A 12,312-nucleotide genomic window follows, 5' to 3' on the forward strand; every position below is an offset into this window, starting at 1 on the left:
TGGATAATGAGGATTGAAACGTTTGGTTTTTGTTGATTATTACTTTGTTGTTTCATAAAAAAAATTATAAATTTGTACGTTTAATAATCAAAATTGATTTACATACAATTATGAATACAGAAAAATTTGAATTACGTCATATTGGGATAGCTCATAATGACGTTCCACAGATGCTCAATGCAATTGGTGCTGATAGTTTAGACCAATTGATTGACCAAACCATTCCCAGACATATTCGTTTGCAATCGCCTTTAAATCTGCCAAAAGGTATCAGCGAATATCAATTTTTACAACACGTAGGGGAATTGGCGGAAAAAAATAAAGTTTTTAAATCCTATATTGGGTTGGGTTACAATGAGGCTATTACTCCTTCGGTAATCAAGCGAAATATTTTTGAAAATCCAGGTTGGTACACTGCCTACACACCGTATCAGGCTGAAATTGCACAAGGTAGGTTGGAAGCGTTACTTAATTATCAAACTGTTGTTCTTGACCTTACGGGAATGGAAATTGCTAATGCGTCTTTGTTAGATGAAGGGACAGCTGCTGCTGAGGCAATGGCTATGTTGCTTGATTTACGTACTCGCGAACAGAAAAAGAATAACGTTAATAAATTCTTCGTTTCTGAAACGATTTTTCCACAAACGCTTTCTGTATTACAAACCCGAGCTGTTCCTTTTGGTATTGAGTTAGTAGTGGGCGATCACGAAACGATAACTTTGGACGAGAGTTATTTCGGTGCGATTGTTCAATATCCTTCAGGAACTAATGGAGAGGTGTACAATTATGCTGATTTTGTAGCTAAAGCTCATAGTTTGGATATAAAAGTAGTTGTTGCAGCTGATTTGTTGAGTTTGGTTCTGCTTGAAGCTCCTGCAAAATTTGGTGCAGATGTGGTGGTAGGAACTTCGCAACGTTTTGGTATCCCGTTGGGTTACGGAGGTCCTCACGCAGCTTATTTTGCAACACGTGACGAATACAAACGTTCCATTCCAGGGCGTATCATTGGTATTACTATTGATGCAGACGGAAATCCAGCTTTGCGAATGGCTCTCCAAACACGTGAGCAACATATCAAACGCGATAAAGCAACTTCTAATATTTGTACGGCTCAAGTGTTGTTGGCGGTAATGGCAGGAATGTATGCGGTTTATCACGGACCAAAAGGTTTGGAGTTCATCGCTGGTAAACTTCACAATGCTACTGTAACTTTGAAAAACAATTTGGAAAAATTGGGCTTCCAAGTGAATACTAAAAACTTCTTCGATACACTTTCAGTAAAAGCAAAAGCTGAAAAAATCAAAGCTATAGCCGAAGCTAATGAAATTAATTTCTACTATCCTGACGCAGAAACTGTAAACATCTCACTTAATGAAACTGTGGGAGTAGAGGAACTTAATGCTATTTTAGCAGTTTTCGCAGAAGCAGAAGGCAAACAAAAAGTGGAGCTAACTTTTTTAGAAGAAAAGAGTGTTATTTCAGAGGCGTTGCGTCGTCAAAGTGAATTTTTAACTGCTCCTGTGTTCAATTCGTATCATAGTGAAACAGATATGATGCGTTATATCAAGAAGTTAGAAAGAAAAGACCTTTCTTTAAATCATTCGATGATTTCGTTGGGGTCTTGTACAATGAAGCTCAATGCAGCTACGGAAATGCTTCCTTTAAGTATGGCTCAGTGGGCAAACATTCACCCATTTGTGCCTAAAAATCAAGCGGAAGGCTATCACGAAATGCTTACCGAGCTTGAAAAATCACTTTCTGTTATTACTGGATTTGCAGCGACATCGCTTCAGCCTAATTCGGGAGCTAATGGTGAGTATGCAGGTTTGATGGTTATTCGCCAATACCATATTTCTAACGGAGAAGGACATCGAAATATTTGTTTAATTCCTTCATCAGCCCACGGAACAAATCCAGCTTCGGCAGTAATGGCAGGAATGCAAGTAGTGGTTACCAAAACGGACGAAAAAGGAAATATCGATGTTGCCGATTTGAAAGAAAAGGCTGAAAAACACAAAGATAATTTGGCTGCGGTGATGATTACTTACCCATCAACACACGGGGTGTTTGAGTCATCTATTGTTGAAATTATTGATATTATTCACAAAAACGGCGGACAAGTGTATATGGACGGGGCAAATATGAATGCTCAAGTGGGGCTTACCAATCCAGGAACCATTGGGGCAGACGTTTGTCATTTGAACTTGCACAAAACTTTCGCAATTCCGCACGGAGGTGGTGGACCAGGTGTAGGACCTATTTGTGTAGCTAAACATTTGGCTCCGTTCTTGCCTACTAATCCGGTAGTTGCCACAGGAGGAAGTGAGGCTATCACGGCAGTTTCTTCGGCTCCTTTCGGAAGTGCTTACGTTTGCTTAATTTCTTACGCATACATCAAAATGCTTGGTGGAGAGGGCTTAACAAATGCTACGAAATTTGCTATTTTAAATGCAAATTACTTGAAAGAGAATTTGAAAAAACATTATGAAATTCTTTATACGGGAGAACAAGGTAGAGCTGCCCACGAAATGATTTTGGATTGTCGTCCGTTCAAACAAAATGGCATTGAGGCTATTGATATTGCTAAACGCTTAATGGACTATGGTTTCCACGCACCAACGCTTTCTTTCCCAGTGGCAGGAACGTTGATGGTTGAACCTACTGAAAGCGAGAGCAAAGCTCAATTGGATTTATTCATTGATGCGATGATTTCTATCCGCAGAGAAATTGAAGAAGCTTCTCCAACTGACCAGACTAACGTGTTGAAGGAAGCTCCACACACGCTTTCAATGATTACAGCCGATACATGGAATTTGCCATATAGCCGACAAAAAGCAGCTTTCCCATTGGAATCTATTGCTGAAAACAAATTCTGGCCAACCGTTCGCAGAGTGAATGATGCACACGGCGACCGAAACCTAATTTGTTCTTGTGCTCCTATTGAAAGTTATATGTAAAATCATATTGTAAATTTGATAAAAATCTCTCAGTTTGGGAAAGAAAAAATCTTTTTCATCCTGGGAGATTTTATTTTTAGGTCAGTTATTTTGACTTTTCCTATTTTGTAGTTTTGATAAAAAGTAGTACCTTTGTAGACTATTATTTTTTAGAACAGCATAAGGGAAAAACTATGAGTGAAGAAATAAACAAAAGCCAGTATTCAGCTGATAATATTCAATCATTAGAGGGAATGGAGCACGTACGGATGCGTCCGTCGATGTACATTGGAGACGTAGGAACACGAGGTTTGCACCATTTGGTGTATGAGGTGTTGGATAACTCTATCGATGAGGCTTTAGCAGGATATTGCGATACAATTTCGGTAACCATCAATGAAGATAATTCAATTACAGTTGAAGATAATGGACGTGGAATACCTGTAGATATTCACAAAAAGGAAGGTGTTTCGGCTTTGGAAGTTGTAATGACTAAAATTGGAGCAGGAGGGAAGTTTGACAAAGGGTCTTATAAAGTATCAGGGGGATTGCACGGAGTAGGGGTTTCGTGTGTGAATGCTTTGTCAGTTCATCTAACTGCAACTGTTTCTCGTGAAGGAAAAGTGTATCAACAAGAATATTCTCGCGGAAAAGCGTTATATCCTGTAAAACAAGTAGGAGATACTGATAAACGAGGAACAACAGTAACTTTTTTGCCTGATACTGAGATTTTTCAGCAAACAACAGAGTATAAATACGATACACTTGCTGCTCGTATTCGTGAATTGGCATTTTTGAATAAAGGAATAACAATTAATCTTACTGATTTACGAAATAAAGACGAAAAAGGAAACTATATTTCTGAGAAGTTTTATTCAGAAAATGGATTAACAGAGTTTGTTAAATATTTGGATGCGAGTCGCCCAGCTATTATCGGTCGCGTAATTGCGATGGAAGGAGAAAAAGCAGGAATTCCTGTGGAAGTGGCAATGATTTACAACGATTCATTCAATGAAAATCTGTATTCGTATGTGAATAATATCAATACTTCAGAAGGGGGAACGCATTTGCAGGGTTTTCGTATGGGGCTTACGCGTACACTAAAGTCTTACGCTGATAAGTCAGGAATATTGGAGAAAGCCAGTAAAGATAAAAAGAACCCAATTGAGATTGTAGGAGATGATTTCCGTGAAGGATTAACAGCAATCATTTCTGTTAAAGTTGCTGAGCCTCAGTTTGAAGGACAGACAAAAACCAAACTTGGTAATCGTGAGGTTACAGCTGCGGTTTCACAAGCAGTATCTGATATGCTTGAAGCCTATTTGGAGGAAAATCCAAACGATGCCAAAGCCATTGTAGAAAAGGTTATTTTGGCAGCACAGGCACGTCAGGCAGCAAGAAAGGCACGTGAAATGGTGCAACGAAAAACCGTAATGAGTAGTGGTGGACTTCCTGGGAAATTATCAGATTGTTCAGAACAAGACCCTGAAAAATGTGAGTTATTTCTTGTGGAGGGAGATTCTGCGGGAGGAACAGCTAAAAGTGGTCGAGATAAAAATTATCAAGCGATTTTGCCTCTGAAAGGTAAAATTTTAAATGTTGAAAAAACAAACTTTGTAAAAGTCCTTGATAATGAAGAAATAAGTAACATTTATAGTGCTTTAGGTGTATATTATGATCCTGAAATTAAAGCATTGAATCTTGAAAAATTACGATACCATAAAGTTGTGATTATGTGTGATGCCGATGTAGATGGTTCGCATATTACAACTCTGATTTTGACTTTCTTTTTCCGATATATGCGAGAACTAATTGAAAGCGGGTATGTTTTTATTGCAACGCCACCACTTTATTTAGTGAAGAAAGGTAACAAGAAAGAATATGCTTGGAATGATAAAGAGCGTGATCGATTAACAGAGGAATTTGGAGGAGGTACAAATATCCAGAGATACAAAGGTTTGGGAGAAATGAATGCAGACCAACTTTGGGAAACAACAATGAATCCCGAGCATAGAACGCTTCGCCAAGTAACTATTGAAAATGCAAGTGAGGCAGATCGTATCTTTTCAATGTTAATGGGTGATGAGGTTCCGCCACGTCGTGAATTTATTGAGAAAAATGCAAAATATGCGAAGATAGATGCTTAACGTATTTGAGTGTATAATAGATAAAATAAAAAAGAGAGTTTTCTTATAAACTCTCTTTTTTATTTTTTTAAGAAGCTGAACAATACGCTAAAACAAACTCTTCCTGAATGTTCAAAAAAGAAACATCGTAAATAGAATCGTTAATTTTAATCTTTGTTTCAGTGTCGTTTGGAAAAAAGTCTTTTACTAGAATGTGATTTGCTGTAATTCCAGGTTTCCCGTGCATTTTATAACCAGCTTCTTTAGCCGACCAAATCATCGTTAGTTTCTGAAGAACATTGTGAGAAGAAAACGACGCATTGCGATAATTCCATTGTGTGAATTTGTTTGCAACATTGATAATTTTCTCTCTCTTTTTTTCGATGTCTACCCCAACTTGACGCTCCCCGATAATGACAGCGACCATATCAAACGAATGGCTAATGGAAATCTTTTTTCCATCTTTCAAGTAAGGTTTTCCCTTTTCATCATAAAACAAATCATCTGAAGTGTATCCTAAAGAGCTTAAAATCTCACGAACAGCTAAGAAATTTTTCTTCCCTGTTTCGAACTTGATGGAATCATATTTTGTTTGATGAATTCCTGTCAAATTGGCTCGTTTGGCTAAATCACTAAGCGACTCTGTCACTTTCCAAACATAAAGACGAGTTTTCTCATCTACATTAATAGTCTCAAATAACGGCATAATTAAATCATCTCTTTGTTTAAACGGACGCAAATTTACTCAAAATTTTCGTTGAAAGCAATAGTGTATGGGTGTTTATACTTTGTGAAATCATATTGAAAAGATAAAAATTAACAAAAAAGTATTGTTAAAATATATGTGGTAAAAGCCTTAGGATTGCTTGTTTTTAGTAATATTGACTTGCTAGTTTGGTTAAAAATGGTTAATTTTAAGAGTTGTTGAGAAAGTGTAAAGAGTTAGATTTTGTTTAAAAAATTAACACAATTGATAGAAATTTTTATGATTTCTGGAAGAATAATTTTCCTTTTAGATGTATAATAAAAAAATCTTTGTAGAAAAGAACTATTTCCTACAAAGATTTTCAAGTTTATTCAGCAAGTCTTAACTATTTATACATTACTTTTTTTACAGCTTTAATCACGTCGTTGGCATTAGGTAACCACTCTTCCAACAATGCAGGTGAATAAGGAGCAGGAACATCGGCTGTGGTAATTCGTTGTATTGGAGCGTCTAAATAATCAAAGATATTTTCTTGAACTTGGTAAGTAATTTCTGATGAAACACTTCCGAAAGGCCAAGCCTCTTCCAAAACTACCAAGCGATTCGTCTTTTTAACAGATTCAAAGATAGTTTTGCTATCCATTGGACGAACTGTACGAAGGTCGATAATTTCGCACTCAATTCCTTCTTTGGCTAAAGTTTCGGCGGCGATGAAAGCTTCTTTGATGATTTTACCGAAAGAAACGATAGTAACATCTTTTCCTTCGCGTTTCACATCAGCAACTCCTAAAGGTAAAGTATATTCTCCTTCAGGAACTTCGCCTTTATCTCCGTACATTTGCTCCGATTCCATAAAGATAACAGGGTCATTATCACGGATGGCAGACTTTAGTAAGCCTTTTGCATCGTATGGATTAGAAGGAACAACAACTTTTAATCCTGGACAGTTTGCAAACCAATTTTCGAAAGCTTGTGAATGCGTTGCAGCCAATTGCCCAGCCGAAGCTGTAGGTCCACGGAAAACAATCGGAATATTGATTTGCCCACCTGACATTTGACGAATTTTTGCAGCATTATTGATAATTTGGTCAATCCCAACCAAAGAGAAGTTGAAAGTCATAAACTCCACAATTGGGCGACTTCCATTCATTGCAGCACCAACCGAAATCCCAGCAAAACCTAATTCAGCAATAGGAGTGTCAATCACGCGTTTAGGACCAAATTCATCTAACATTCCTTTGGAGGCTTTGTAGGCTCCGTTGTATTCAGCAACTTCTTCACCCATCAAATAAATCGATTCATCGCGACGCATTTCTTCGCTCATAGCCTCGCAGATAGCTTCTCTGAATTGTATCGTTCTCATTTCTATGAATATATTTTGATATCGTAATAAATTAAATCACAAAAATACATATAATTATTGAATTTCATATTTTTTTGAGAAATATAATCCAAATATATTTGTAAATTATATTTTATATTGTTGAAAAACAATCATTTGTTGCTCTGTATTGAATGCTGATTTTTCCCAAAATTCAATTTTTTAATTTTTGATTTTTCATTATTCACTCTTTTTACTACTTTTGCTGTGTTATGCAGAAGAATATCAATATACTTAATAAAAGAGCTAAGTTTGAATATGAGATATTGGATAAGTATCTCGCTGGAATTGTGCTTGTTGGAACGGAAATAAAATCCATACGATTGGGTAAAGCCTCCATTGCAGAAAGTTTTTGCGAGTTTAATGAAAAAAGCGAACTTTTTGTAATCAATATGACTATCGAAGAATATGCTTACGGAACGTATTACAATCACAAACCCAAAAGCGAACGAAAACTCTTACTTCAAAAACGAGAACTCAAAAAACTTCATAAGGAGGTAAAAACCACAGGTTTGACAATAGTTCCATTACGACTTTTCATCAACGAAAAAGGTTTAGCAAAGGTTGAAATAGCCTTGGTACGAGGTAAAAAATTGTACGACAAACGCGAAACCATTAAAGAGCGAGACAACAAACGAAACTTGGACAGAATCAAAAAAATGAGGTAACTACACTCACTTCCTTTTCAGCACAGGAATTTGAAGATGAACGCCTAATGTGAATCCTTTAAACATTTTTTCTTTGTTGATTGGAATGCTGTATCCAGCAGTAATGTTGGCAATAGAAAGAAGGCTAAGACCTATTTTTGGTTGAAAGGCTTGGGAATTGAGAGAAGCTCCAGCTGATAGAAGAACCAAATGAAAATCAACCCCAATTTCGGGAATAAATCTCGCTTTTTCTTCATATTTCAGGTAGTGTACTCCTCCGTAAAGGGTTGTACTTGCTAAAAAAGAATCGCCTTTAACATATCCCAATCCTAAAAAGCCTGTATTTTTGGATTTTGCGTTGTGGTTGTAACCCAAACGGACTGTAAAATCATCTAACGGAACTCCGCTGTATACCTGCGAAAAGCCTTTTAATGAGAATAATACAACAATAATTAAGAAAAATTTTTTCATAATGTGTTTTTTGTTCTTTTGATTTATCTACAAAGATAGGATTTTTGTTTTTAACAAAATCTGAATTTCAACAGAAACATATTTTCCGTAACAAAATTAAAGAATATTCTTTACAAAAGCGAAAAAGGACGAAAATACTTTCGTCCTTTTTATCCATTTTAGTCCAATACATTTGTTTTCACTGATTTTACATACCTAAAATAACGAAAAACTATCCGTTAGACCTTTTTAGGAGTTTGTTATTGATGAAATTATTTCTTCTTTTTGGTTGTGTAAAAATAACCATCAAATAACTTGTTATAAAGCGCACCTAAGTTTTCCCTATTTGTTGGAGACTTTTCAACGGGAGGTGTTCTGTTAAAAAACACGACTTTCCCCTCTTCAGCATCATAAATCATTGCAAATAAAGACGTATTCGCCTTTATGGGGGTTTGTGTATACATTCCTAATGTTAGAATTCCCATACCAATTCCTTTGGCTATTTGTCCTCCATAATTGCCTTTTCTGCGGTCAAAACCTGAATTTATCACACATAAACCATATCTTTTGTTATTTTCCTTTACAACAGAATTCATCAGTGGAGTTGTTTTTACATTTTCAATCTTTTTACTTTTGGTAATTTGATTGAAAACTTTGAGAATATCAGCTTGTAAAGTATCTTTTTGATTATCTTCAACTAAGAAAGATTTTTCAATTCTCGGATTATCTGCCGAAGTAATGATTGAATCTAACAATTTTGTAGAAATCTTAGATAACGAATCATTGGGACTTATTTTGTTTCCTTGCTCAACAAAACCAATAATTGAAATCGTTTCGTGACTTCCTAAATTCGTAATGTGATTTGGTAAAACATCTTTGTTTATTAACATAGCCGATGGAGCACAAGAACTTAGTAATAAAATAGCTGTTAGTGTAGTAAAAAAATGTTTCATAAGTGGTAGAAATTAATTTGATTTTAAAATTATTTTATATTGTTACTTTTTAGTTTCACTATCTCCTTTTCCCTGATTGTTTCTTCGTTTTATGGTGGTGTTGGTCGTGTCAATCACTTGTTCCACAGCGTTGGCAAGGGAACTATATTGCGTAGGGTTAGCGATTTTCATTGCGATGAGATACGGAATGAGTTTCCCATTGATGGCTTCGAGCAGCGGTTTTTTCAGCGATGAGGCAGAAGGAGTGTTTTTCTGCTCGGAAATACTTTTTTCATACTCGGCACGAAGCTCAGTAAAGGCAGTTTGTTCATTGCGAAGTTGCGAAATGATTTCCTTTATCCCCTGAAGCGACGCAATTGCCGACTCCAACTCGGGGGCAGACAAATCCTTTAACAACGATTCAATAAGCGATGATTCGACAGCGTACGCCTCTTTCGTGATTTTCACCCCATATTTGGAGAAGACAGCGAACAATTTCTCGCCGTTTTCTTTCAACTGAGGGATAGGCAACGCACAATAACCGAGCAATGCCGCATTGAGTGACCGCACCAAATTATCCCTACGTAAGTCGGCTTCTTCCTGTTTGGAGAGCGACACATCGCGTTTGATGGCTTCGGTAATTTCGTGGGAAAGCGTTTCGATTTCAGCAAAAGTGGATTTCAAAAAAGCCTCTTCCTGCAAGGCAGTTTCTTTGCGATACAACACCAAAAGTAGGTCAGAAACATCATCGATTTCAGTGGTGCGAACACGTGCATCTAATTTTTTCATAGTAAATGGTTTATTTTAAGAGTTCAATTCTCTACAAAGGTAAAAATAAAAATGAAATAATATAATTTTTTAACATTTAACTATTTGTTTGTTATATTTTGAAGAAAGAAAAAGATAAAAAGGACTTCGACTTTGTCAAAAAGTTGGGAGGCATTTCAAGAGGACATCCCCCCTTACCTCCTTTAAAGGGAGATTTATAGGGCGGAAAAGTATTGTATAGAAATTTTTAGGTAATATCTCCTTAATTTTAGTTATGGTAGGAGTAAAGAAATTTAATTTTCTGCTGAATTCCCCCTTCGAAGGGGGTAAGGGGGATGTTTTACGTGAAAATTTAGGCTTCGACTCCGCTCAGCCTGACAGGATTGATAAAAATATGTTGCTTGTTTTCTTAAACGAAGTCGAAAGATGATATAAAATGTTTTACTATTTACTTATAACGATTGTTTTCTACTGAATTCCCCCTTTGAAGGGGGGAAGGGGGATGTTTTATGTAAGAATTTAGGCATCGACTACGCTCAGCCTCACAGAAGTGACAAAAATACGTCATTTGTCATACTGAGCACAGTCGAAGGATGATATAAATTATTTTATTTTTTACTTAAAACAACTATTTTAATATTTCGGGGTCATCCCGATTATTGAAAATACTTGTTTTTTATTATCAGGGTTTTCCCGATATCTATTTACTGACGTTTTGACACTTCGGGGTTATCCCGATTACTTGTAATACTTGTTTTATACTATTGGGGTTTTCCTGATAGTTATTTTCTGACGTTTTGACATTTCGGGATTATCCTGAACGAGTGTAGAATAAAATTATAAGAAACATAAAATTTGAAACTTACCGAAAAACAATAATTTCTGATTAGTTAGAATACTATGGATTTACTCTTTTGTTCATCATCTTCTTTACAATAGTAATAACAGTCTTTCTTGGCAATAATCGAGGGATAAATGATTGCATAAAGTTGTTAAATCCTATAATCTTATTATTTTTCCTTTTCAATAACGCATTTAAACTTTCTTTGGCTACCTTTTCAGGAGTGTCATAACTCATTCCTTTTGTGTTAGCGTTGGCTGTTTTTGCAAAATTGGTTTGAGTATTTCCTGGGCAAATGCTTGTTACGGTGATACCTTTCTCAAAATATTCTCCGTGAAGAGCTTCCGAAAAGGAAAGTACAAAAGCCTTTGTTGCGCAATAAACTGCAATATACGGGCAGGGTTGTAAAGCTCCTGTTGATGCAATATTTATAATTCCCCCTTGTTTATTCGCCAGCATTTTCGGAAGTAAAAGATGAGTTAATGCAACTAATGAATTAATATTCAATATAATCATTTCGTTGTAAGAAGTCATAGTTTGGTCTAAGAAATTTGTCCATTTTCCGATACCTGCATTATTGATAAGTAAGTCAATGAATATATTTTTTTGCTTCAATTCATTAAAAATTTGTTCAGGAGTATTCGCTTCACTAAGGTCTGCTATGATGTAATGGGCTTTTATACCATATTTCTTACATAAATCGACTGTGATTTCAGCAAGAAGATTTTCAGAGCGTGCAGTTAAAACCAAGTTTACACCTTTCTTGGCTAATTCATAAGCGAAAGCTTTTCCAATTCCGGAAGAAGCACCTGTAATAAGTGCTGTTTGATAGTGAAATTTTTTCATTTTTACATCTTATTTAATACGATGCAAAGAAAGAATTTTTGAAACTAATTTCACTTAACATTTGTTAGGAAATAAGTTGGCGTCGGATTCTACTCAAACTCTCAGGTTTTATACCGATATATGAAGCTATAAATTGTAGAGGAACATTTTTAAGAATTTCAGGTTGTGTTTTCATCAATTTTTTATAACGTCCTTCTGCATTTAGCAAAATCATATCTCTATTTCGTTCTTCATTGAACATTAGTGATGTTTGGTATAACTTTTCCCGAAAGATATTCCAGTGACTGATTTTTTTGTTTAAATCATCAAGCTTTGATTTTGAGATGCGTAACAATTCACAATCAGTTATAGTTTGAACATTATCATACGCGGGAGTATGAGTTATAAAGCTTTGAAAAGAAGTAATGAATCTTGAGGGACAATTAATTTGAGTAGTTCTGTCCTCACCATTATCTATATGATAAACACGAACAAACCCTTTATTTATAAAATAGAGAAATTGAGTCGGTTTACCTTCTCTTTCAAGTAGCGTATTTTTTGGTGTTTCAATAGGTTCGAATGCTTCTATAATGTGTCTTTTTGCTGTTTCATCAATTGGGATGATTTGCGATACAAAAGAAATTATTTCTAAATGTGCTGTCTCCATATAAAAAATGTGTTTTCGTGTAAAAGGTAAAAT

10 protein-coding genes are annotated in these 12,312 nt (G+C 35.7%); 3 read left to right on the plus strand and 7 right to left on the minus strand.

The genetic code is table 11. From position 1 onward, the window contains the following. Positions 1-110 precede the first annotated feature (110 nt). Together gcvP and gyrB are read left to right on the plus strand one after the other, a co-directional pair. Complete coding sequence (gcvP, locus tag YW9_RS0109535; protein WP_018279942.1) at positions 111-2,957, plus strand: aminomethyl-transferring glycine dehydrogenase; 2,847 nt, start codon at positions 111-113, stop codon at positions 2,955-2,957. A 173-nt stretch (positions 2,958-3,130) separates the two neighbouring features. Next, on the plus strand, positions 3,131-5,083 hold the full coding sequence (gyrB, locus tag YW9_RS0109540; protein ID WP_018279943.1) for a DNA topoisomerase (ATP-hydrolyzing) subunit B: 1,953 nt from the start codon (positions 3,131-3,133) through the stop codon (positions 5,081-5,083). Between the two features lie 67 nt (positions 5,084-5,150). Here the strand turns inward: gyrB and YW9_RS0109545 are convergent, their stop codons facing one another. Further along, the gene (locus YW9_RS0109545; RefSeq protein WP_018279944.1) at positions 5,151-5,768 is read right to left on the minus strand and encodes a 4'-phosphopantetheinyl transferase family protein; all 618 of its coding nucleotides are present in this window, start codon (positions 5,766-5,768) and stop codon (positions 5,151-5,153) included. Between the two features lie 385 nt (positions 5,769-6,153). Continuing rightward, the gene (locus YW9_RS0109550) at positions 6,154-7,131 is read right to left on the minus strand and encodes a pyruvate dehydrogenase complex E1 component subunit beta (RefSeq protein WP_018279945.1); all 978 of its coding nucleotides are present in this window, start codon (positions 7,129-7,131) and stop codon (positions 6,154-6,156) included. 230 nt (positions 7,132-7,361) lie between these two features. Between YW9_RS0109550 and smpB the strand changes: the two genes are divergently transcribed. Further along, a complete protein-coding gene (smpB, locus tag YW9_RS0109555; RefSeq protein WP_018279946.1) occupies positions 7,362-7,817 on the plus strand; it encodes an SsrA-binding protein SmpB in 456 nt (151 codons plus the stop codon). A 6-nt stretch (positions 7,818-7,823) separates the two neighbouring features. On the opposite strand, the gene YW9_RS0109560 is transcribed toward smpB, so the two are convergent. From YW9_RS0109560 to YW9_RS0109590, 5 genes are all read right to left on the minus strand, one after another. Next, on the minus strand, positions 7,824-8,267 hold the full coding sequence (locus YW9_RS0109560) for a hypothetical protein (protein WP_018279947.1): 444 nt from the start codon (positions 8,265-8,267) through the stop codon (positions 7,824-7,826). Between the two features lie 251 nt (positions 8,268-8,518). Beyond that, positions 8,519-9,199: a hypothetical protein gene (locus YW9_RS0109565; protein WP_018279948.1), complete on the minus strand. Its 681-nt coding sequence runs from the start codon at positions 9,197-9,199 to the stop codon at positions 8,519-8,521. A gap of 42 nt (positions 9,200-9,241) precedes the next feature. Then, a complete protein-coding gene (locus YW9_RS0109570; protein WP_018279949.1) occupies positions 9,242-9,967 on the minus strand; it encodes a DUF6261 family protein in 726 nt (241 codons plus the stop codon). Between the two features lie 877 nt (positions 9,968-10,844). Next, on the minus strand, positions 10,845-11,633 hold the full coding sequence (locus YW9_RS0109585) for an SDR family NAD(P)-dependent oxidoreductase (protein WP_018279952.1): 789 nt from the start codon (positions 11,631-11,633) through the stop codon (positions 10,845-10,847). A 64-nt stretch (positions 11,634-11,697) separates the two neighbouring features. After that, positions 11,698-12,279, minus strand: coding sequence for a Crp/Fnr family transcriptional regulator (locus tag YW9_RS0109590; RefSeq protein ID WP_026193948.1), 582 nt, complete (start codon positions 12,277-12,279; stop codon positions 11,698-11,700). Between the last annotated feature and the right edge of the window lie 33 nt (positions 12,280-12,312).

The sequence above is a fragment of the Capnocytophaga cynodegmi DSM 19736 genome (assembly GCF_000379185.1).
Lineage (GTDB): Bacteria > Bacteroidota > Bacteroidia > Flavobacteriales > Flavobacteriaceae > Capnocytophaga > Capnocytophaga cynodegmi.

Coding starts and splice junctions, on each gene's coding strand:
- gcvP (WP_018279942.1), top strand. CDS start 111: ATGAATACAGAAAAATTTGAATTACGTCATATTGGGATAGCTCATAAT.
- YW9_RS0109550 (WP_018279945.1), bottom strand. CDS start 7,131: ATGAGAACGATACAATTCAGAGAAGCTATCTGCGAGGCTATGAGCGAA.
- smpB (WP_018279946.1), top strand. CDS start 7,362: ATGCAGAAGAATATCAATATACTTAATAAAAGAGCTAAGTTTGAATAT.
- YW9_RS0109560 (WP_018279947.1), bottom strand. CDS start 8,267: ATGAAAAAATTTTTCTTAATTATTGTTGTATTATTCTCATTAAAAGGC.
- YW9_RS0109585 (WP_018279952.1), bottom strand. CDS start 11,633: ATGAAAAAATTTCACTATCAAACAGCACTTATTACAGGTGCTTCTTCC.
- YW9_RS0109545 (WP_018279944.1), bottom strand. CDS start 5,768: ATGCCGTTATTTGAGACTATTAATGTAGATGAGAAAACTCGTCTTTAT.
- YW9_RS0109565 (WP_018279948.1), bottom strand. CDS start 9,199: ATGAAACATTTTTTTACTACACTAACAGCTATTTTATTACTAAGTTCT.
- YW9_RS0109570 (WP_018279949.1), bottom strand. CDS start 9,967: ATGAAAAAATTAGATGCACGTGTTCGCACCACTGAAATCGATGATGTT.
- YW9_RS0109590 (WP_026193948.1), bottom strand. CDS start 12,279: ATGGAGACAGCACATTTAGAAATAATTTCTTTTGTATCGCAAATCATC.
- gyrB (WP_018279943.1), top strand. CDS start 3,131: ATGAGTGAAGAAATAAACAAAAGCCAGTATTCAGCTGATAATATTCAA.